This is a genomic window from Deinococcus cellulosilyticus NBRC 106333 = KACC 11606 (genome assembly GCF_007990775.1).
In the GTDB taxonomy this organism is placed as follows: Bacteria; Deinococcota; Deinococci; order Deinococcales; family Deinococcaceae; genus Deinococcus_C; species Deinococcus_C cellulosilyticus.
Map to the genome: position 1 here is coordinate 57,340 of NZ_BJXB01000017.1, position 21,517 is coordinate 78,856.

21 protein-coding genes are annotated in these 21,517 nt (G+C 55.8%); 16 read left to right on the forward strand and 5 right to left on the reverse strand.

Translation table 11 applies throughout. The features are described from left to right. Positions 1-84: 84 nt before the first annotated feature. Positions 85-1,416, forward strand: coding sequence for a methylenetetrahydrofolate--tRNA-(uracil(54)-C(5))-methyltransferase (FADH(2)-oxidizing) TrmFO (gene trmFO, locus DC3_RS17945; RefSeq protein WP_246130726.1), 1,332 nt, complete (start codon positions 85-87; stop codon positions 1,414-1,416). Between the two features lie 79 nt (positions 1,417-1,495). Here trmFO and DC3_RS17950 read toward each other — a convergent pair whose 3' ends face one another. Continuing rightward, positions 1,496-2,923 carry a S8 family peptidase gene (locus tag DC3_RS17950; RefSeq protein ID WP_222594792.1) on the reverse strand — a complete coding sequence of 476 codons (1,428 nt, stop codon included), beginning with the start codon at positions 2,921-2,923 and terminating at the stop codon, positions 1,496-1,498. 609 nt (positions 2,924-3,532) lie between these two features. Here DC3_RS17950 and DC3_RS17955 point away from each other — a divergent pair. Together DC3_RS17955 and abxC are read left to right on the forward strand one after the other, a co-directional pair. Continuing rightward, complete coding sequence (locus DC3_RS17955; RefSeq protein ID WP_146886734.1) at positions 3,533-4,474, forward strand: class I SAM-dependent rRNA methyltransferase; 942 nt, start codon at positions 3,533-3,535, stop codon at positions 4,472-4,474. A 78-nt stretch (positions 4,475-4,552) separates the two neighbouring features. Then, positions 4,553-5,176 (forward strand): monothiol bacilliredoxin AbxC, encoded by a 624-nt coding sequence (gene abxC, locus DC3_RS17960; protein WP_146886736.1) that lies wholly within the window; start codon positions 4,553-4,555, stop codon positions 5,174-5,176. Positions 5,177-5,347: 171 nt separating this feature from the next. Here the strand turns inward: abxC and panB are convergent, their stop codons facing one another. Further along, on the reverse strand, positions 5,348-6,175 hold the full coding sequence (gene panB / locus DC3_RS17965) for a 3-methyl-2-oxobutanoate hydroxymethyltransferase (protein WP_146886738.1): 828 nt from the start codon (positions 6,173-6,175) through the stop codon (positions 5,348-5,350). Between the two features lie 116 nt (positions 6,176-6,291). Continuing rightward, positions 6,292-6,771, reverse strand: a complete 480-nt coding sequence (locus tag DC3_RS17970; protein ID WP_146886740.1) for a DUF420 domain-containing protein — start codon at positions 6,769-6,771, stop codon at positions 6,292-6,294. Positions 6,772-7,088: 317 nt separating this feature from the next. Between DC3_RS17970 and DC3_RS17975 the strand changes: the two genes are divergently transcribed. The 6 genes from DC3_RS17975 to DC3_RS18000 all read left to right on the forward strand — a co-directional run bounded on the left by DC3_RS17975 (position 7,089) and on the right by DC3_RS18000 (position 13,665). After that, positions 7,089-8,039, forward strand: coding sequence for a COX15/CtaA family protein (locus DC3_RS17975; protein WP_146886742.1), 951 nt, complete (start codon positions 7,089-7,091; stop codon positions 8,037-8,039). Further along, entirely contained in the window at positions 8,036-8,926 is an 891-nt protein-coding gene (locus DC3_RS17980; protein WP_146886744.1) for a heme o synthase, read from the forward strand. The genes DC3_RS17975 and DC3_RS17980 overlap by 4 nt, the downstream gene beginning before the upstream one ends. A 24-nt stretch (positions 8,927-8,950) precedes the next feature. After that, positions 8,951-10,180: a cytochrome c oxidase subunit II gene (gene coxB, locus DC3_RS17985; RefSeq protein ID WP_146886746.1), complete on the forward strand. Its 1,230-nt coding sequence runs from the start codon at positions 8,951-8,953 to the stop codon at positions 10,178-10,180. A 15-nt stretch (positions 10,181-10,195) separates the two neighbouring features. After that, positions 10,196-12,616 (forward strand): cbb3-type cytochrome c oxidase subunit I, encoded by a 2,421-nt coding sequence (locus tag DC3_RS17990; protein WP_146886748.1) that lies wholly within the window; start codon positions 10,196-10,198, stop codon positions 12,614-12,616. An 84-nt stretch (positions 12,617-12,700) separates the two neighbouring features. Continuing rightward, positions 12,701-13,288, forward strand: a complete 588-nt coding sequence (locus DC3_RS17995) for an SCO family protein (RefSeq protein WP_146886750.1) — start codon at positions 12,701-12,703, stop codon at positions 13,286-13,288. After that, positions 13,288-13,665, forward strand: coding sequence for a hypothetical protein (locus DC3_RS18000; protein WP_146886752.1), 378 nt, complete (start codon positions 13,288-13,290; stop codon positions 13,663-13,665). The genes DC3_RS17995 and DC3_RS18000 overlap by 1 nt, the downstream gene beginning before the upstream one ends. A 287-nt stretch (positions 13,666-13,952) precedes the next feature. Here DC3_RS18000 and DC3_RS18005 read toward each other — a convergent pair whose 3' ends face one another. Further along, positions 13,953-15,089: an MFS transporter gene (locus DC3_RS18005; protein WP_146886754.1), complete on the reverse strand. Its 1,137-nt coding sequence runs from the start codon at positions 15,087-15,089 to the stop codon at positions 13,953-13,955. 141 nt (positions 15,090-15,230) lie between these two features. Between DC3_RS18005 and DC3_RS18010 the strand changes: the two genes are divergently transcribed. Then, positions 15,231-15,767 (forward strand): YfiT family bacillithiol transferase, encoded by a 537-nt coding sequence (locus DC3_RS18010; protein ID WP_146886756.1) that lies wholly within the window; start codon positions 15,231-15,233, stop codon positions 15,765-15,767. An 8-nt stretch (positions 15,768-15,775) separates the two neighbouring features. Here the strand turns inward: DC3_RS18010 and DC3_RS18015 are convergent, their stop codons facing one another. Then, positions 15,776-16,852, reverse strand: coding sequence for an alpha/beta hydrolase (locus tag DC3_RS18015; RefSeq protein WP_186816108.1), 1,077 nt, complete (start codon positions 16,850-16,852; stop codon positions 15,776-15,778). A gap of 86 nt (positions 16,853-16,938) precedes the next feature. Between DC3_RS18015 and DC3_RS18020 the strand changes: the two genes are divergently transcribed. From DC3_RS18020 to DC3_RS18045, 6 genes are all read left to right on the forward strand, one after another. Then, positions 16,939-17,481 (forward strand): RNA polymerase sigma factor, encoded by a 543-nt coding sequence (locus tag DC3_RS18020; RefSeq protein ID WP_146886760.1) that lies wholly within the window; start codon positions 16,939-16,941, stop codon positions 17,479-17,481. 9 nt (positions 17,482-17,490) lie between these two features. Then, positions 17,491-17,757 carry a hypothetical protein gene (locus DC3_RS18025; RefSeq protein ID WP_146886762.1) on the forward strand — a complete coding sequence of 89 codons (267 nt, stop codon included), beginning with the start codon at positions 17,491-17,493 and terminating at the stop codon, positions 17,755-17,757. Then, complete coding sequence (locus tag DC3_RS18030; RefSeq protein ID WP_146886764.1) at positions 17,751-18,518, forward strand: hypothetical protein; 768 nt, start codon at positions 17,751-17,753, stop codon at positions 18,516-18,518. Before DC3_RS18025 ends, DC3_RS18030 begins: the two co-directional genes overlap by 7 nt. A 2-nt stretch (positions 18,519-18,520) precedes the next feature. After that, positions 18,521-19,774, forward strand: coding sequence for a DUF1800 domain-containing protein (locus DC3_RS18035; RefSeq protein WP_146886766.1), 1,254 nt, complete (start codon positions 18,521-18,523; stop codon positions 19,772-19,774). A gap of 79 nt (positions 19,775-19,853) precedes the next feature. Continuing rightward, the gene (locus tag DC3_RS18040; RefSeq protein WP_146886768.1) at positions 19,854-21,020 is read left to right on the forward strand and encodes a DUF1501 domain-containing protein; all 1,167 of its coding nucleotides are present in this window, start codon (positions 19,854-19,856) and stop codon (positions 21,018-21,020) included. Next, on the forward strand, positions 21,001-21,489 hold the full coding sequence (locus tag DC3_RS18045; protein WP_246130727.1) for a thrombospondin type 3 repeat-containing protein: 489 nt from the start codon (positions 21,001-21,003) through the stop codon (positions 21,487-21,489). The genes DC3_RS18040 and DC3_RS18045 overlap by 20 nt, the downstream gene beginning before the upstream one ends. The last annotated feature ends 28 nt before the right edge of the window (positions 21,490-21,517 follow it).

Consider the following 21,517-nt stretch of genomic DNA (forward strand, 5'->3'; position numbering starts at 1 on the left):
AGATATCTCACAATTTGCAACCCTCTCCAGCAAACCTGATTTGATGCACACCCCACAAGAGGAAAAACCAGTACACTACCATCTGTGAAAAGCATCAGCATCATCGGCGCAGGACTCAGTGGATCAGAAGCTGCACTTGCAGCGGCACAGCTCGGGGTGCAGGTCCATCTGTATGAGATGCGTCCCACCAAAATGACCCCCGCCCACCACACAGGCAATTTTGCCGAACTGGTGTGCTCCAACAGCCTGGGCGGCGAGGGGAACACCAATGCCAAAGGCCTGCTCCAGGCCGAGATTGCCCACGCAGGAAGCCTGATCATGGAAGCGGCCCGGGAATCCCGGGTTCCTGCAGGAGGCGCACTGGCTGTGGCCAGAGAGGGTTTCAGTGCATACGTGACCGAAAAAGTCAGGCAGCACCCTCTGATTCAGGTGTACGGGGAAGAGGTCACAAAGGTTCCCGAAGGCATCGTGGTGCTGGCCAGCGGACCCCTCACCTCAGATGCTCTGGCAGAAGACCTCAAAAGGTACACCGATGGAGAACACCTCTCTTTTTATGATGCAGCAGCTCCCGTGATCTCCTTTGACAGCATCAACATGGAAATTGCGTACCGCAAAGGCCGTTACGATCAGGAGGCAGACTACATCAACTGCCCCATGAACCGTGAGCAGTACGACCACTGGTACAACACCATCCAGGAGGCTCGGCAGCACACCCCACACGACTGGGAGAAACTGGAGTTCTTTGAGGGATGCATGCCCATTGAGGAAATTGCCCGCCGAGGCAAGGACACCCCCAGATTTGGACCCATGAAACCCCGGGGCCTGCATGACCCACGCACGGACCGTGAGCCTTATGCCGTCGTCCAGTTGCGACAGGAGGATCAGGATGGCCGCATGTGGAGCCTGGTCGGCTTTCAGACCGGCCTGAAGTGGGGCGACCAGAAACTGATGGTCCAGAGCATCCCTGGACTTGAAGAAGCAGACATCGTGCGGTACGGGGTGATGCACCGCAACACCTACCTGTGCGCCCCGAAAGTCCTGAACAACACCCTGCAATTGAAAGCCGACCCCAATGTGCTGGTGGCCGGTGTGCTGTCCGGAACCGAAGGCTACCTGGAAAGTGCAGCCACAGGCTGGCTTGCCGGAACCAATGCCGCCAGACTGGCCCTGGGTCTGGAACCTGTCTGCCCTCCTGAAGAAAGCATGCTGGGCGGTCTGGTCCGTTACCTCGCCAGTGCAAACCCCAAAGGCTTCCAGCCCATGAACACCAACTGGGCCCTGGTTCCAGACTTCACCATTGAGGGGCGCAAGAAAATCGGCAAAAGGGAAAAGCGCCCACTGATGTTCGAGCGGGGCCTGAATGCCTTCAAAGCATGGCATGCCGGGCTTGATCAGGTGACCGCCGGACAGATCTGAAATTCCCTGACCCATAGAAACATCAAATCCCCCTTGCGGGGGATTTTTCTTGAAGGAAAGGTAGAGAGGAATTTCAGGTTCAGGGAAGGGCTTTTGCAGAGTTGACCGCTGCATAGGCATCCACCAGACCTGCACCACAACCCACACTGCAGGTGCTGTGGGTGATGGGTCTGGCGGTGTTCTTGAGGATGCTTTCCACCTGTGCAGGGGTGATGGTGGGTTTCACGGCATACATCAGGCTGACCAGACCTGCCACGTGGGGGGTGGCCATGCTGGTGCCCTGGTAGAAGGTGTAGTTGTAGCTGCTGCCCGTGCTGTTGAGCAGGGTGGAGAGGATGCCGTCCACATAACCGTCTCCGTCACGGTCAATGTTGCCATTGGCATCGTTGGTTTCACCACCGGGTGCAGCCACATCCACCACACTGCCGTAGTTGGAGTACCATGCACGTCCACCATCCTTGCGGGTGGCCGCAATGGTGACCACGTTGGCACAGTTGGCAGGGGTTGCACCAGAGGCTGTCTTGTTGTCATTGCCAGCGGCAATCACCACGGTCACGCCACGGGCCACAGCTGCATTGATGGCGTTCTGGTACGTCGAGGGGCAGGAGGTGCCCGTGTAGGCACCAAGGCTCATGTTGATGACCTTGGCAGGGTTGGGGTTGGTGGGCACACCCGTGACAGCGATCCCTGCAGCCCAGCGGATGGAATCCGCGATGTCCGTGGTGGTTCCACCGCACTTGCCCAGCACACGCAGGGCACTGATGCGGGCATTCCAGTTCACGCCTGCCACACCCATGTTGTTGTTGGTGGCAGCACCGATGGTTCCAGCGACATGGGTGCCGTGCCAGGAGTTGGGAGAGTTGACCCCATTGCACACGCCACTGTCGCCCACATCGGTGGGATCGCTGTCCCGGCCGTTGCCATCTTTGGCAGTGGTGGAGCTGGAGATGAAGTCATAACCCGTCACCCATCTGCCCGCAAGGTCAGGGTGGTTGGTCTTGCCGGTGTCGATCACAGCAACCACAGGGCTGCCAGAGCCCGTGGTGACGTTCCAGGCGTTGGGCAGGTTCATCTGTCGCATGTCCCACTGATGCTGCGCATAGTAGGTGTCATTGGGCACAGCTGTGGCCTGCATGATGAAGTTGGGCTCTGCATATTCCACGTTGCTCTGACCACGCAGTTTGTTGATGGCATCCAGGGTGGCCTTGCCTGCAGAGCTCTCAATGGTCACTGCACCAGCGTCCATCCCTTGCTTGCTGACACCAGCCAGTTTCAGGACCACTTCACCGCCACTGAGGGTGCGGTCCACATTGGCGTCGATGCCCAGCTTGCTGATGCCCTGTGCAGCAACACCATCTTTAAACTTCACAATCACTTCACCAGGCACAAACTGGGCCTGGCTGTCCAGCGTCAGGGACTGAGCGGTGTCCACGCTGGGGGTGGTGGAGCTGGAGCAGGCAGCGAGCAGTGCAGTGAGAAGAACAACTCCGACTTGTAACTTGCGCATACAACATCCCTCCTTGTGCCTTCGCAGGCACACCTTCTGAAACTCGGTCTAGATTGATGGAAAGGGTTATACCTTTCTGAGCAATTGATGTCAATTGACTCATTTTTGTAAAAGCTATGTAAGGATATGCATTTTTTGAACCAGGTTTATTCTTATTTTGTATACAAGTCTCGGATTTTGAGTCAAAACCAGGAATAGTCCTGCACATTTATGTATTTTTATGCATATTTTATCGGTATACTTGCGTCAGCAGAACAATAGATTTGTCTATACAAATCTACAATTTCATTTCCAAGAAAAAATGATCATTCGAAAAATTCGTTTTCTGAACGGCATTTTTATGAAAAGTACTTTGGATTTACGAAGACATCAGAAAATCTTCAGGAACCCATTCAGAGAGGGATTGTTCTGAGGATGAACATAAGTATTCACCCTAATCAATTCCTGAACAGCACCGCAGAGTATAAACATTGAGGTCTATTTCCAAATATTCCTGATAAGATTCTGTAAAATGACCTGATGGCAGTACGTATTTTCTTTCATCCTGACATTTTCATTACAATATGAAAAAGTGGATTTTTGTGGCCTGTTGGCTTAGGATAGGAGTTTATGTCTGATCTTGCTGCAACCCTCACCCAGGCCTGGAACAGGCGCAAAGCCCTGAACCTGCTGCCTGACACCACTTTCTTCCGTGCCCTGCACCTCACAGAATCCCACGGAATGACCCTTGATGTGGTGGGTCAGGTGGGCATCCTGAGCTTTTATCAGCATTTTTCAGAAGCACAAGAACAGACCATTTTTGGAACCCTGCAAAGGGTCCTCCCCCTGGAAACGGTTTACCTGAAACGCAGACCGGTAGAGGCGCGCCATGTGACCAACACCAGCAGAGAATGGCTGAGTCCAGAACATCCCATTTATGGTCCACCACAATCCGAAATCATTGGACTGGAACAACAGGTGAAGTACCTGTTCAGGCCTGGCTCTGACCTGAGCGTTGGATTGTTTGCCGACATGCGCCTGGCCCGACAATGGGTCAGGGAACAGGCAGCACCCCGGGTGCTCAACACCTTCAGTTACACCTGCGGTTTTGGCCTCAACGCCACCCTTGGAGGGAGCCAGACCGTAAAGAATGTGGATGCCAGCCGTAAAGTGCTGGAGTGGGGCAAGGAAAACTACACCCTCAATGGCTGTGAAACAGCTGATCTGGACTTCATTTATGGCGATGTCCAGGAATGGCTGAAACGCTTTCACAAGCGGGAAGACCAGTTTGACCTGATCGTTCTGGATCCACCCAGTTTTTCCCGCAGTAAAAAAGGCATCTGGCGGGCAGAAACCCACTACGGTCAGTTGGTTTCAGAGACCCTGCCCATCCTCAGCAAAGGAGGCATGCTGCTGGCCTGTTGCAACCATGCAGGCATCAGCATGGCCCAGTTCAAAAACCAGATCCGCAAGGACAATCCGGGCCTGAAATTTCACCGCAGCCTGCCTGTATCCCCGGATTTCCCTGCAGAGCAAGAAAGCCATCTGAAAATCACTGTGTGGGGCAGGTGAGGTCCTCCTTCTTCACCGAAACGGCCATTTGAAACCCGCATAACAGTATGGATTCGGGTGCAGGTTACACTGTTAGGTATGCAACTGGTACCCCTCACCACACCTGAAGAAGTCGATACCTTTCTCGCTGAGAACCCTCTTTCTGCCATTTTCAAAGCTGGAACCTGCCACAAAACCATGCAGGGTTTCAGCGTTGTCGAGCAGTTCCTGAAGCGCCATGACCTGCCTGTGGGCTTCATCCGTGTGGTCGAATGGCGTCCTGCCAGCAACCATGTGGCATCCCTGACCCAGATCATCCACCACAGCCCCCAGTTCATCCTCTTCAAGGACCAGAAAGCTGTGTTTGATGTGGACAACTGGGACATCACCCCTGAAGCCCTGTCTCCTGTCTTCGAGGAATACGTTCCTGAGCGGCAGGACCAGGCCGGTGAAGTCAAGGGCAACCTCACCCCTTACATTGACCTGACCGAGCGTTTTCTCAAGGGTGAACTGACCCCCTACCAGTACCAGACCTACTTCACCGACACCTTCCGTGCCGACGGTTCTCTGCGCTCCAAGCAAGAATTTGAGCTGCTGAGCCGCATGTTCGGTGACCCTGATGCCTTCCACGGTGGTCTGCACTCCCTGGGCAACCCCAATGAAGACGAAAGCATGAAGCAAAGGGCCACTGAACTTCTGGAAGCGCTTAAAGCCCTTTCCTGATTCACTTCACAGGAGAACCCCTCCAGCGATCTGGAGGGGCCTTTTTTTGGTTTACAGGTCACAGTCAACAGTTGACAGCAAGATGCAATTCCAGTTTTTACTGTGAACTGTCTACTGTAAACTGTTGACTCCTGTGGTGACAGTTGCCTGCTTGTCCCCCTGGGTAGGATCTCAATACAGCCTGCTGAGCACTTCTTCTTTCATGGAGAAGCTGTGCTCCGGGCCAGGGAACACTCCGGTGCGTACCTCACGCACGAACTGCTGCAGGGCCTCGGTGCCCAGTTTGGACATCTGTGCATACTGTTTTACGAATTTGGGTGTGAACCGGTCAAAAAATCCAAGCACATCGTGGTACACCAGCACCTGACCATCGAGATGTGGACCTGCACCAATGCCAATGGTGGGAATGTTCAGACGCTCGGTGATCTTCTGGGCCAGAGGGGCAGGAATGGCTTCCAGAACAACCATAAAAGCGCCTGCATCTGCAACCGCCTGGGCGTCACGCAGGATCTGCTGGGCGTCTTGAACAGTCTTGCCCTGCACCTTGAATCCTCCAAGGTTCACTGCAGTCTGTGGGGTAAGGCCCACATGACCCACCACAGGAATGCCAGACTGGGACAGGTGCCGGATGATCTCCACCACTTCCTCTCCCCCTTCAATCTTGACCGCATCTGCCCCTGTTTCCTTGATCAGGTGAACAGCATTTCTCAGGGCATCGGTGAGGCCTGTCTGCACACTGCCAAAAGGCATGTCCACAACAATGAAGCTTTCTCTGGCCCCCCGTTTGACAGCACGGGTGTGGTGAATCATGTCCTGCATGGTGACAAAAACAGTGGATTCATATCCCAGGACCACCATTCCCAGGCTGTCTCCCACCAGAATGAGGTCCACGCCAGCAGCTTCGGCCATCACGGCACCCGCATAATCGTAAGCGGTCAGCATCACGATTTTCTGTTTTCCCCGCAAGGCTGCAAAATCAGGCACTGTGTACTTGGGCATGGACTTATTTTACGCAGTCCAAAACTGGTGTATTCGGTTCTGCTGCGCGAAGTACACCAAAAACACCTCCCTGGGTGGAGGTGTAAACAGCATCTGCATGATTTTGGTGGACCAGATCAGGTGTTGGGAACTCCGTAATAATGCATCACCAGATAGATGATCCATCCGGTCACCACCACATAAATCCAGACAGGGACGGTCCAGCGTGCCCAGGCACGGTGTTTCAGGAAATATTTGGCTGGTCCTTTCTCACGGGACCGTTCAAGACGACCATCTGCCAGCTTTTTGCCGATCAGGGCATTGCGCACCGCCATGATCGCCATGGGACCATTGGCAGCGGCCAGAATGCTGTGGCTGATCAGGATGAAAAAGTACAAATTTTTGTACTCTGGAGGTCCAGCATATTTCATGCCTGCTCCGAGGGCCAGTTTGGTCAGGTAAAGCACCAGGAACACCACAGCCAAAGCACAGGCTGTGAGCATTGCGGTCATGTGTTCCTGCCTGCGGTCTGTGCGAATGAAGTACACGCCAAAGACCAGTGATATGCCGCTCAGCACAATAAAGACCACGGACAGTTGTGTGACAAGTTCCCCCACTGAGCAAAACCTCCTACGTCCGATCATCTTATCCCATCTGGACGCTTGCTGGTTCTGGGGACAATTTGTTGGTCCCCGATCTTGTGAACCCGGTTCCAATGTGAACCACATGGACAAAAGTCTGGAGATCCCAGCCAAAACCGCTGTCTTAAGGTCGAAAGACCCGGAATGGCCTAACATGGGAACTGGAGTCTGGAAACTTCAAACACCGTGTTCCGGCCCAGAAACCGCCCCTCAGCATAAAAGTGAAACCAGCAGAGTATCGAGGACAATTGTCCTGAAGTCCGCTGTGGTCGCTGACTAGAATAGAGGATGTTATGCAGCAAGGAATCAAACCCCTCACCCTGGGTCCCGTCAAGCTGGATTTCACCACGTTCGCATGGCTGCTTTTTGGCTACAACGTGCTGGTGATCCTGTGGGGCGCATGGGTTCGCATCACCGGCAGCGGTGCAGGCTGTGGCGACCACTGGCCTGACTGCAATGGGACGATCATCCCCAGAACCGATCAGGTGGAAACCCTGATTGAATTCGCCCACCGGGTCACCAGTGCACTGAGTGGGGTGGGTGCCATCGGACTGGTGGTGTGGGCTTTCCGGGGATATCCCAAAGGTCACCCTGCCCGTGCAGTGTCTGCCTGGCACCTGGGCTTTGTGATTCTGGAAGGCCTGGTCGGGGCCCTGCTGGTCAACCGCAGATGGGTGGGCCAGGATGAATCTCTCGGTCGCGCCCTTTTCATGCCCATCCACATGGCGAACACCCTGATGCTCACCGGTACTGTGGCCCTGGCAGCCTTGCGCAGTCAGGTGAAGCCTGCTGTGCTGCGTCCTCCCATGTGGGTCAAGACCACCGTGGTTCTGGCCATCATTGGGACCATCCTGATGGGCATGACGGGAGCTGTGGCCGCCCTGGGAAACACCCTCAATCCGGTCAGCTCGTTGCAAGAAGGCCTGGATCGGGTCTTCTCTCCCAGGTATTATCTGGATCAACTCAAACTGCTGCATCCCAGCCTGACCATTGTCACCAGTGTGCTGCTGGTGGCGTGGGCCAGATTCATGGGCAGTCGCTTTCAAAGCCCTCCCCTGAAAAATGCTGCTTCTCTGCTGCAATTCACCATTTTGTTCCAGGTGATTGCTGGCATTTTCAACTATGCACTGCATGCACCGGGCTGGTTACAGGTTTTGCACCTGCTGCTGGCCTGCCTGTTGTGGCTTGCTGTGATTCTTCTCGGGTATCATGGCTGGGTGCAACATGAGAAGGAAACCCCATGACCCACACCCTGACCACCATGGACAAGCCCACCTGGCGTGACTACTTTGCCCTGACCAAACCAAAAGTGAACAGCCTGCTCCTGTTCACCACCATGACTGCCATGATCATGGCGGCACGGGGCTGGCCTCGCTGGGACCTCTTTCTGGCCGTCTTCATCGGCGGTTACATGAGCGCTGGAGCCTCTGGCGTCTTCAACATGATCATCGACCGGGACATCGACCTGCGCATGAAACGCACCAGCACCCGTCCCAGTGCCTCTGGCAAGATCAGCACCGTGAATGCATTCATCTTTGGCAGTTTGCTGACTGTGGCTTCCTTTGTGATCCTCTGGCAGGCCGCCAACCTGCTGGCCGCTCTGATGGCCATGGCGGGCCTTGTCACCTATGTGTTCATCTACACCCTGTGGCTGAAACGCAGCACCTGGCACAACATCGTGATCGGCGGGGCCGCAGGTTGCTTCCCCCCTCTGGTGGGCTGGGCTGCGGTGACGGGTGACCTGAACCTGTTCAGCTGGTACCTGTTTTTCATCATTTTCTTCTGGACCCCTGTGCACTTCTGGGCCCTTGCCATCATGATCAAAGACGACTACGCTGCCGTGGGCATTCCCATGCTGCCCGTGGTTCATGGTGACCGCATGACCGTCGCCCAGATCGGGCTGTATGCCATCATGACCGCCGTGTTGTCTATGATTCCCCTGCTGCTTGGCGAGGTGGGCTGGATTTACTTCGGGAGCGCTCTGGTATTAAATGTTGTCTTGTTGATGCGCTCTTTGGAGCTGTACCGGAACATCACCCGCAAGCAATCGGTGTCGCTGTACAAGTACACGTTGCTGTACCTTGCACTGCTGTTCCTCGCCATGGCAATCGATCGCAGTCTAATCGCATAAAGAGAGTGAGAAGGGAAAGGAGAGATGTTGAAACCGTTTCAATTGTTCATCTATGGGCTGGTGTCGTTGGCATCGATGGCCTACGCACAGCAGCCCCAGGCGGCCACCGGAAAGCGTCTGATTGACATTCTGGACCCGCAGTCGCAGGCCACCCAGAACATGCAGGGCCTGCTGTGGACTGCAGGCATATTTTCGTTTCTGGTTCTGATTGTGACCGGAGGTGCCCTGTGGTGGGTGGTGCAGAAATACAAAACCCGTCCTGGCACACGCCCCACCAAACCTGGAGACAGCAATGAACCTGCCCAGTTCCACGGAAACAACGTTCTGGAAATGTTCCTGATTGGTGTGCCAGTGCTGATTGTTTCTGTGTTGAGCATTTATACCGCCAAGGCCCTTGCCGATGTCACAGCCAAGCCCTCGAATGTTGCAGAGACCATTCAGGTCAATGGCTGGCAGTTCTGGTGGGACTTTGACTATGAGAAGCAGGGCTTCCGCAATTCCAACGAACTGGTCATTCCCGCAGGTCAACCCGTGGAACTGAAGGTCAGTGGCAAGGATGTCATTCACTCCTTCGGGGTGGCCAACCTTGGGGGTCGCCGTGACGCCATCCCTGGCCAGACCAACAAGCTGATCATCAATGCAGCCAAACCTGGCATCTATTATGGACAGTGCTTTGAGCTGTGCGGTGCTTCCCACGCCAACATGCTGTTCCGTGTGATCGCCCTGCCCCAGGCCGAGTACAACGACTGGGTGAGCAAGGCCAAAGCATTCCAGGCCCCCACACCCAGCGATCCCCAGCTGGCCCAGGGCCTCAAGGTCTTCCAGGCCAACTGCTCTGGCTGTCACGCTGTAAAAGGTCTACAGGGGGGTGCTCCCAGCTTTCCTGACCTGAGCTACTTCGGAAGCCACACCACCTACGCCGCTGGAATCTTCAGAAATGTCGACAACAACAGCGAACTGAGCAAGGAAAAAGGCGACCGTGCAGTCAAGATCAATGGTCAGGAGCGCGTGGTGACCCTGGAAGACTGGATTCGCAACTCCGCCCAGGTCAAACCCGGCAGCCTGATGCCTGCCTTTGACGGCAGCATGCACGAGGTCAAGAACGCCGAAACCGGCAAGTGGGAAGAAGTTCCCTACACCAAACTCAGCGATGACGACATCAATGCTGTCGCTGCCTACCTGCGCAGCCTGAAGCTGGAAGGCGTCAACTTCAAAGCCATTCCCGAAATCACCAACGAGAACCGGGACCAATAAGGAGGACATGGAACAATGGCCGTAAACATCCCCTCCTCAGCGCCCAGCCGTAAACCCGGCTTCTGGGAAGTGCTGTGGGATTACATGACCACCGGAGACCACAAGAAGATCGGCATCATGTACATGCTGACTTCTGTGCTGGGCTTCGCCATCGCAGGCCTGCTGGCTGTGGCCATCCGCGTTCAGCTGGCTGTGCCCAACAACGAATTCCTGGTGGGACAGCAGTACAACGAAGTCCTGACCATGCACGGGGCCATCATGCTGTTCTACTTCATCATTCCTTTTGGACTGGTGGGATTCGGGAACTACCTTCTGCCCCTGCAACTCGGTGAACGCGACGTGGCCCTGCCCCGCGTCAACACCTTTGCCTTTTACCTGTTTCTCTTCAGCCTGATTCTGGTGGCCGTGTCCTTCTTCATCGGTGGACCTGCCGCTGCTGGATGGACCTTTTACTACCCCCTCACCATGAAGAATTCCGTTGCTGGATCTCATGGTGTGGAAGTGCTGATGGTCTCCATCCTGCTGAACGGTCTGGCTTCTCTGCTGGGCTCCGCCAACTTCGCAGCCACTGTGATGAACCTCCGTGCCAAGGGCATGGGCGTGTTCAAGATGCCCATGTTCGTGTGGGGCATTCTGGCCACCTCCATCCTGCAGCTGATTGCCCTCTCCGGTCTGACCGCTGCGGCCCTCACCACCCTGCTGGAACTGAAGCTGGGCCTCTCCCTCTTCAATCCTGCCAACGGTGGGGTGCCTGTGCTGTTCCAGCAGTTCTTCTGGTTCTACTCCCACCCTGCTGTGTACGTGATGCTGCTGCCCTACCTGGGCATTGCTGCAGAGATCGTGTCCACCTTCAGCCGCAAACCCCTGTTCGGTTACAAGGTGATGGTGTACTCCATCCTGGGCATCGTGCTGGTGGGTCTGCTGGTGTGGGTGCACCACATGTTCGCTGTGGGTCTGCCCCAGGGCTGGCAGCTCTTCTTCGCCATTGCCACCGTGATTGTGGGGGTTCCCACGGGGGTGAAGCTCTTCAACCTGATCGGCACCATGTGGGGCGGTCACCTGCAGATGAAATCTCCCCTTTACTGGGTGATTGCCTTCATCTTCAACTTCACCATTGGTGGGATCACCGGGGTGGCCCTGGGTCTGATTCCCTTTGACTACGCCGTGACCGACGGTTACTTCGTGGTGGCCCACTTCCACAACGTGTTGATGTTCGGCACCTCCTACCTGGTGATGGCGGGCCTGTACTACTGGTGGCCCAAGATCACCGGACGCCTGATGAGTGAGAAGATGGGCCTGTGGCACCTGTGGCTGTTCCTGATCGGCTCCTGGATGACCTTCATGCCCCAGTACATCCTGGGCTTCCTGGGCATGCCCCGCCGCTACTACACCTACCCTGAAGGCAACTACCTGTGGAACGAGCTGAACTACATCTCCACCATCGGTGCTTTCATCCTGCTGATTGGTGGTCTGGTGTGGGTTTACAACATGGTCTGGAGCCTCAGAAATGGCGAGAAGGCCAATGACAACCCCTGGGGTGGCTACACCCTGGAGTGGCTCACCAGCAGCCCACCCGCACCCCACAATTTTGAAGTTGTGCTCCCCACCCACTTTGCCAGCGAACGCCCCCTGTACGACTGGAAGAAAGCTGGCGTGAAGTTTGAGCCTGTGAACATGAAAGACGTTCACCTGCCCCAGCCCACCATCTGGCCGTTCGTGAGTGCTCTCGGTCTGCTGCTGTTCGGACTGGGCATCTCCTACAGCTGGTTCAATGTGCCCCTCAGTGACCCCTGGGCTGTGCTGCTGTGGGTGGGCTTCGGCATCACCCTGTACGGCATCTTCAAGTGGGCCGGTACCCCCGAATTCGCTGAGCCTGCCCATCACCATGTCCTGACCAGTGTGCCCAACGGTGCCATGGGCATGTGGTGGTTCTTCATCTCAGAAGTCACCCTCTTCGGTGTGCTGATTTCTGGTTATGTGTACCTGCGCATGGTCGGCAAAGCCCCACCACCCGAAGAGCGCCCTGACATCTGGCTTGCAGCCCTCAACACCCTGATTCTGGTGAGCTCTTCTTTTGTGATCCACAAGGCCGAGCAGGACTTCGCCAAGGGCATCTTCTCGAAATTCCGTCTGGGTCTGATGCTGACCATGATCCTCGGGGGCATCTTCTTCCTGTTCCAGACCTACGAGTTCGTGAAGTTCGGTCTGGAAGTGGATTACACCCAGAACGTCTGGGCTGCCTGCTTCTTCACCCTGGTCGGTCTGCACGGTCTGCACATCATCATCGGTGGTGTGGGTGTGGCCCTCCCCTACTACCAGGCCCTGACCGGCAAGCTGAACCACAAAGAGCACGGAAGCCTGACCCCTGCCAGCATGTACTGGCACCTGGTGGACGTGGTGTGGCTCGTGATCATCACCATCTTCTACATCTGGTAAAGCAGAAGAGAAGAAAAGCAGAAAGTCACTGCGGGGGCAATTGCCCCCGCAGTTTTGTTTCAAGATGGGACGGTGCAACCTGCCATGAAAAAAGCCAATCCAACCCTGATTGCCCTGGTTCTGGGCGTGCTCGTTCTGCTCGGCATCTGGGTTTACAGGACCTTCTCAAAACCAGAGCTTCATGGAACCGTGGTGCAGGCCATGCCCACCATTCCTGACATCGAATTGACCGACACCAGCGGGAAACCCCACAGCCTGCACCATGACCCCGGAGTGAAACTGGTGTTCTTCGGTTTCACCCGCTGCCCGGACATCTGCCCGGCAACCATGAGCATCCTCAAACGGGCCTACGAAAACGCTGGAAGCCCCAAGAATGTGAAGGTGTACCTGGTCAGTGTGGACCCTGAAACCGACACCCCTGCTGTGCTGAAAAAGTACGTGGAGTACTTCCAGAAGGATTTCATTGGACTGACGGGAGAGGGGGATCAGATCGCTCAGCTTGCCAATGCCTTCTATGTGGGCTTTCAGGAAAACCCGGATGGCATGGTCACCCACACCGACACTGTGGCTGTGCTGGATGAACAGAACCGCATGCGTCTCATCTACAATCAGGAGAAACTGGGACAGGGGCTGCTGGACCAGGACCTGCCCGCCCTGAGCAGAGGTTTGTGATGAAAAAATGGCTTGCGGTCAGCAGTTTGCTGCTTTCCAGTGCACTGGCCCATGGTGGGCACGTTGAGCTGGAGTCTGCAGTGTTGAAGAAAGTGAGTGGTGGTTATGTGCTTGTGGCAAGCATCAACTACCACGAAAAGGACACCGTGAACATCACCAGTGCTGTGGTGGGGGGGCTTCCCGGGGTGTTTCAACAGAAAAACTCCAGAGGGTACCACACCATCAAGAAGATTCCTTTGAAAACGGGAAACACCCGGTTTGGAGCAGGAAGCTCCTACCGGGTGTTCTTTAAAACCCTGCCCAAAGTGAACAAACTCTATCTGACGTTGCTGATGTCAGGGAATGTGCTGGGACAGGAAATCCGTCTGGTGAAATGATCCCTTGTGGGACCAGAGACAAAAAGTAGAACCCCCGAGTTTTTCGCTCGGGGGGATCCGGTACCCGTTGGGTCTCAGGGTACTTCTTCTGTTAAACTACCCTGCTCGGGTACCTCCACCAACATTTCTTCTTAACAGTTGGATCACCCCCTTTTTGTGGTAAGAACAATATACCTCAGGTTGTGAAAAAAATCATTGCCTATTTCACATTCTGGTGGCTTACGCTCAAAAGCTTAATTTTCATTCGCAGAAACCCTGTCCAGGTGGCAAATTCTCCGAAAGTCACTTTAGATGCTGCGGTTGTGATGTCGTGTGGTCAGCCAGGTGACCAGCAGGGACAGAAACAGGAATCCAGCCAGGAAAGTCACCGAGGTGGGAATGCCTCCTGCACCAGACTGCTCCACCACCTTGCCCACCAGAGGGGCCGTCACCACCGGGCCAAAAGCCCCAATCATGCTGACGATGGGCGTGAAAATCTGGCTGCGTTCCTTGAGGATTTCTCCCAGCCAGGCAAGCAGTGTCGGGTAGATGGGTGCAAAGCAGAATCCTGCAAGCGGGTAGAAATACAGGGCGAGGGCAGTGTTGTGGGTTCCCAGCAGCATCAGGGTGGCCCCCAGGCTGGCCAGGATCACCAGCACACTGGGGCGAATCATGCGGCTGATCGGGGCAGAGATCAGTCGGCCCAGTGCCAGAGCCCCCCAGTACAGGCTTGGGATCAGGCCCACCCAGAAGACAGAATACTGCCCAGTCAGGTGGGTGACCACCCAGTTGCTCGGGGCCACTTCTGCAGAAACGTAAGCGAAGGAGCTGATGGAGAAGCATGCAATCACAGCAATGAGGGTGCCTGCCGGAGTGGCTTTGGGGCGTGGAGGCAATTCCTGTTCCTGCACCTGAAAGCTCAGGAAAAACACCACCACTGCAAGCGCACCCAGAACCACAAAAGGCAGCCCGTAGGTTTCAAAGAGTCGAATCAACTGAGGACCCAGCAGACTTCCCACCCCAAAAGTGGCATTGACCCCGTTGAGCACAGGTGCAGCAGCCACCCCGTGTTGAGACAGCAGGGTGTTGACGCAGGAGGCGTGAAGCCCATAAGCAATCCCAAAAACAAAAGCAGAAAGCAACAACAGAGTCCAGGTGGGACTGTACGCCATGCCCAGAAGGCCCACCACCATCAGGGCAGCACTGGACAGCAGGGTTTTTCTGGCCCTCAAGTACTTGAAGGCGGCAATGCTGCTGATCATGCCCAGGGCGATACCGGTGAACTGGCTGCTGACCACCTGACTGACCTCACCCTGTTCCACCGCATAATGCTGCATGAACACAGAAAAATAAGGGCCCAGCAGGGCCTGGGCGGCCCCCAGCAGGGGAAAGGACAGGCATGCAACAATCAGGAGTCTGAAAATCTGCGGGGGCAGCTGTGCCATAGGGCCTGATCATAACACTCGGCTTTCAGCTTTGTGACGGCTTCCAACAAAGTCATCAGGACAAGTCTGGACCCTGTGCATTCGTGGAAAGTGCTCCAGATGGCTGAACCTGTGCACGGCCAAAGCATGCCAGAATGGGGCATGGACAGCAGATACCCCATTGGTCGTTTTATTCCCGGAGAGACGCAGGACCCCATTCAGGTCAACCGCTGGATCGATGCCATTGCCGCAGCCCCTGCCCATTACCACGCCCTTGTGACGGGTCTTTCTGATGAGGCACTGGACCTCACCTACCGGGACGGAGGCTGGACCATCCGTCAGGTGATGCACCACGTTCCCGACAGCCACACCCAGGCTTACACCCGCTTCAAACTGGCCCTCACCGAAGACAACCCCACCATCAAACCCTACGATGAACACGCCTGGGCCCAGCTTGCCGACTACAGCCTGCCTGTTGCGCCATCTCTGGCGATGCTGGAGGCAGTACACACCCGCTGGGTGCACCTGCTGCGCAGCCTGACCGAAGAGCAATTCAATCGCACCTTCAATCATCCAGAATCAGGGATTCTGCCCCTGTGGCATGTGGTTGGACTTTACGCATGGCACAGTGAGCATCATCTCGCACACATCAAAATGGCCCTGGAGAAAGCTCCACAAGAAGACAGCGTCCAGCCTTAAGCCACAGCTTAGATCTTCAAAAAGAACTGGAGGAATGCAGGGAGTCTTTCTGCCCATGCAGATTCATGATGCAGATGGTCCCTGCCGATCAGGAGTTCCACTTCACTGCCCTGTTGCGAAAGCTGCAGGGCCAGTTGCTTTGCGAGTTGCACCAGATTCGCTGCAGATTCCACCGTTGGGCCTTCACGGTCCCCCATGTCCACAAAATAACGCACGTCTGCTCTGGACTGGTTGGTTTCGTCCAGAGCACGGTATTCTCCAACCCACAGGGCAGGACTCATGATGCCTGCAGTGCCAAAGACTTCAGGATGCTGGAAAGCCCCATACAGGCTGATGATGCCGCCAAGGCTGGAACCACAAATTGCGGTGTGCTGACGGTCCTGAAGCACCCTGAAGTGCCCATCCACCCAGGGCTTGAGGGTCTGGACAATGAAATCCAGATAATTCAGTCCCTGAGGCCGAAAACCGTTGAATCTGGAAGGAAAAGGAATGTAGTAATCCATGCGCTTCTCCTGACGGGTCCAGATGCCCACCAGAATCACGGGATGCCCTTCTGCCGCAAAACGCTCTGCTGTCTCATCTGCCTGCCAGTCGAATCCGAAGCTGCTGGTGGCCCGATCAAACAGGTTGTGACCATCATGGAGGTACACCACAGGAAAACGGGCTTCAGGCTGCATGAAGTACTGCGAAGGCAGGTGGATCAGCAATTTCACCTCGTCTTGCAGTTCAGGGCTGTGGATCTGGTGCTCCTCGATGTGGCCGCTGCGGGTCTCTTCAGGCATGAGGTCCTGCTTGAAACCCAGCACTTCAAACTGCAGGGTCTGCTCTGCCCCTGCAGCAATCACCCTTGGAGAGCGTTTGAGACCATCAGGACCCACCTCTTCAAAGCCTCCGTGGCTTACCCGACATTCCAGAAGCAGACCTCTGGGCACCTCAAGTGAAAGCTGATATCCCCCAGTGGTCCATTCAAAGCGAAATGCTGGATCTGGTTTCCACTGGCTGAGCCTGCTGAGGAGATGCACATTCTCAGCCTGTCTGTCGAGGGTCAGGTGGATGTGAAGCGTGACCTTTTCAGGGGTGAACATGGAACCAGCATACAGGGCACTCCACATGACCGTTCATCCTCATGGAACTTTTGGGCAGGGTGTCTACTCTAAGAAGTACAGAGGTCATGTACGAGCATCTGGAAGATCGTCAACTGGTTCCCCTTGCAAGGCGTGATCACCGCGCCTATGAGGCGCTGATGCGCAGGCACCTGCCACGCATGCATGCTGTCGCCTGTGGCATCGTGGGTGAAAGCAATGCTGAAGATGTGCTGCAGGAGGTGTTGTGGAGCACCTACCGCAACCTGAAGCATTTCCGGGGTGATGCAGAATTTTCGACCTGGCTGTACCGCATCACCATGAATGCCTGCTACCAGGCCCTCAGAAAGCCTCAGGCAGAAGTGACCCCTCTGGAAGACCTTGATCCCCCCTCCCTGGAGAATGTGGCCCACCGGGCAGAGCAGAACCAGATGCGGGAATTGATCGAGGAGGGCCTGCAGTCCCTGCCTGCCGAACAGCGCGAAGCTTTTTCGCTCAGGGAATTCCTGGACATGGAATACCAGCAGATCGCTGAAGTGCTCGGGGTGCAGCTCGGGACGGTCAAATCGAGAATCAACCGGGCGAAACAGGCCCTCAAGACCTTTCTGCTCCAGCGTGGAGTGCAACCGTAGGAGAAGGACATGGACCCGTGGGATGAGCTTTTCAAAGACCACCTGAAAGTCACCGGCAGGGATGTGCAGGCCAGTGCACGTTCACTGGCGGCATTCAACCAGCGTCTGGTGAGTGAACAGATGAAACAGCGCAGGAACAGGGTGTTCTATGCGTTCAGTGCTGCTGTGGCCTGTTTTGCCCTGCTGGGAGGAGGCCTGCTCTACCAGCAGCAGAATGCCCCTCTGCCCCACACGGTGGCTTACGAGGCGTACAGTCAGGTGAATGGCCAATGGTGAAGGCACTGCTGACCCTGCTGATGTTGTCCGGTGCTGCGCTCGCGGGTGACTGGCAGGATCTGCTCAAAGCCGTACAGAAATCCCGTTCCCACATGCCTGCAGGCAATGTGGAAGTGCTGGTGGTTTTCCCTCCGAGCAACAAACCCGTGAAAATGCGCAAGGACCTGCCCCAGCTCAACTTTCTGCCTGGACTGGTCAAAAAGAATTTTGAGCTGGACTGGAAGGACAGCCAGGTGATTGCAGGTCGCAACACCACCATGTACACCCTCACCCCCAGAAACCGCCTGTCCAATGCCTGGGTGATCTGGGTGGATGATGAATGGCAGGTTCCGGTGGCCTACCAGCAACAGGACCTCGATGGCACCACATTGCGCAGGGTCTCCTTTCAGCACTTCACTGGAACGCTGAACAAGCTGGAAAAGCCCTACAAGCAGAAACTGGGCTACAAATCGGAAATCGAAAAACGTGTGCTCAGGGCCATGCCTGGACTGGTGCCTCCGCAGCCCTACCGGGTGGTGGGCATCCGCCGCGCTGTTTTCCAGGACGTTCCCAGCATCGAAGTGTACCTGTCCGATGGCCTCAATGTGATTCCTGTGGTCATTGCGCCCAAAGGGGTGCAGGAAGCCGAAGGTGTGGCCGTGGTCCGTCTGGACCAGCAGTTTGTGTGGGTGGTGGCCAAACTCCCCCCTGCGGAACTTTTGCGCATCATCCGGCATCTGACAGACATCAAGCCTGAGCAAATCTTCAATCCAGGAGAATAAACATGTTGAAACCCTATCAGGGTGCCTTCTCGAAAGAGGAAGCCGCCCATCTGCTCCGTCGCACCTGCTGGGGGGCACCCCTCAAAGAGGTGGAAGAGGCCGTCAAAAATGGCCTCAATGGCACCGTAGACGATCTGCTGAATTTCAGTCTCAAACCTGCCCCCCACAACCCTTTTGATTACCGTGATGCCATCAAGCCAGGCCGGGGGTTCCAATTGACACAGCTCAACTGGCTGTTTGAGATGCTGCATGGAAGCGAACCTTTCAGGGAAAACCTCGCCCTGATGTGGCACAACCACTTTGTGGTCGCCACCGACAAGGTGAAATCAGGCGCGGTGCTGACCGACTATCTGAACACCCTCAGGAAGCACGCCCTGGGGAGTTTCACAGATCTGGCCCTTGCGGTCTCAAAGCATCCCTCAATGCTGCGCTACCTTGACAACGACCAGAACGTCAAAGGGCGGCCCAACGAGAATTTCTCCCGGGAGTTGCTGGAACTGTTCACGGTGGGCATCGGCAATTACACTGAAAAGGACATTCAGGAGGGAGCACGCGCCCTGACCGGATGGACCATCAAAAAAGTCGGAAAAGGCACCGGGGAAGAAGGGGCCGAGTTCGTGTACGCTAAAAACAAGCACGATGCTGGCGTGAAGACCTATCTGGGCAAAACCGGCAACTTCTCCGGAGAGGAAGTTGTGCAGATGGCAGCAGAGCATCCGGCCGCAGCCACCTTTGTCAGCCGCAAGATCCTGAGGCATTTTGTTTCAGATGTCCCCTCCGAAGCAGACGTCAAAGCCCTGGCCGACACCTGGACCCGCACCAATGGCAACCTGAGAACGGTGATCCGTGAAGTGCTGCTCAGTGAGGCTTTTTTCAGCGAGCATGCCAGAAACAGCCGCATCAAGAGCCCGGTGGAATACATCGTGGGCACCCTGCGCACCGCCCAGATGAAACCCAACGAGAACGACAAATTCTATGAGCAGCTGGGCAAAACCCTGGCCCGTCTGGGTCAGCTTCCCCTCACCCCGCCTGATGTGAGTGGCTGGGCAGGCGGACGGGACTGGATCAGCGATGCCACCCTGCTCACCCGCATGCGTTTTGCCGCGCAGATCAGCAAAACCATCAAGAACAAGAAAGACCTCACCTTGCTGCTGCTGGGCAGGAACAATCCTGGCATCGAGAACCTGATCAGGGACCTTCCTGCAGACCGTCAGGCCTACCTGCTGATGGTGTCGCCAGAATACCAGCTGGCATGACCACAAAAACACAAATCCACACCAGGGCGAGCCAGTGGCCTGCCCCTGGAACCCTCATGCCCCTGACAGAGGAGTGAAAATGCAAAGACGTGACTTTTTGAAAATGACCTCAATGGCTCTGGCCCTCACCTCGGGCATGCCCCAGTTTCTGGCCCGCGCGGCCACGCAGGCAGGAGGAGACAAAACCCTGGTGGTGATCCAGCTCTCAGGGGGCAACGATGGCCTGAACACCCTGGTCCCTTATGGGAACGACGCCTATTATGCTGCCAGACCCAACATTGCCATTCCCAGAAAAGACGTGATCCCTGTGACGGACGTTCTGGGCATGAACCCTGCCTTGAGGCCTTTTGTTCCCCTGTTGGAGGACAATGAATTCGCCTGGATCGAGAATGTGGGGTATCCCAATCCGAACCGCAGCCACTTTGCAAGCATGGCGATCTGGCACACTGCAGACCCCACAGGAGCGAATCGAGAAGGCTGGATTGGCCGCATTGCAGAAACCATTGGTGATCCTTTCTGTGCCACGTATGTGGGTGACATCGCGCCCCTGGCCGTGCGCAGTGACACCCTTACCTTGCCTGTGGTGGATGATCCAGACACCTATCAGGTCACCTTGCCTTCTGGGATTGAAGATGAGTACCAGAGCCTGCTCAACCTCAAACGGGGCGGTGAGGCGGCTTTCATCCAGCAGAGCACCCTCAACATGCTGAAGCACACCCGGGAGACCCAGAGCAGCCTGAAGAAGTACCGGGCAGGTGCAAAATACCCTGAGAGCAAATTTGGTGAGCGCCTCAAAGACCTTGCCAAACTGGTTGCCTCTGGAGAGGCAGGCCGCATTCTCTACACCTCCCTCGGAGGATTTGATACCCACGCTGCCCAGCGTGCGGAGCAGGACGAATTGCTGAAAATGCTTTCCGAAGGGCTCACAGCCTTCAGGGCGGACCTGATCTCCCAGGGTCTGTATGACAGAGTGATGGTGCTGGCCTTCAGTGAGTTCGGCAGGCGAGTGCATGAAAACAACTCTGCAGGCACAGACCACGGAAAAGGCGGCGTGATGTTCGCTTTTGGAAAAGGGATCAAAGGCGGCATTCACGGTGAAAGCCCTGACCTCGAAAACCTGGACGATGGGGATGTGCGTTATCAGGTGGACTTCCGGGGCGTGTATGCCCGAACCCTCAAAAACTGGCTGAACCTGGACCCCAGAGAGGTGCTTGGGAAGGATTTTGATGGCCCGGCGTTTGTTTGAGCAGCAAGCGGTCAGCCGTCAGCCATCAGCGAAAAATTCCAGCCTGTGGGGTCTGGTTCTGACAGGCTTTGCAGTGGTCATCGGGACCGCCTTTGCTCTGCCCCAGTACCGCCTGCAGGCCATCAAGCAGTTTCATTACAAGGGGAGCACCCTCAAAAAGAGCACCATGGCCTGCACCTTCTGTCATGTGCAGGACTCTGGAGGTGCCCCATGGAACCCTTTTGGAGAGAACCTCAGAAAGACTTTCCGCGAAAACCCTGATCGAAGTGTTGCGGAAGCCCTCTACCTGGTGCTGGAGCAGGATCTGGACAGCGATGGTGATGGCTACAGCGATGTGCTGGAGGTTTACGCCCACACTTTTCCTGGAAATGCAGAGAACAAGCCAGAAAAATCTGTGGATGCTCTCAAGACAGCTTTTGAAAAGGCAGGTGGCCTTGAGCAGTATGCACCTGTTGCAGCCTCAAAGTGATGGCCTTGATGCTGACCGCTGAAAGCTC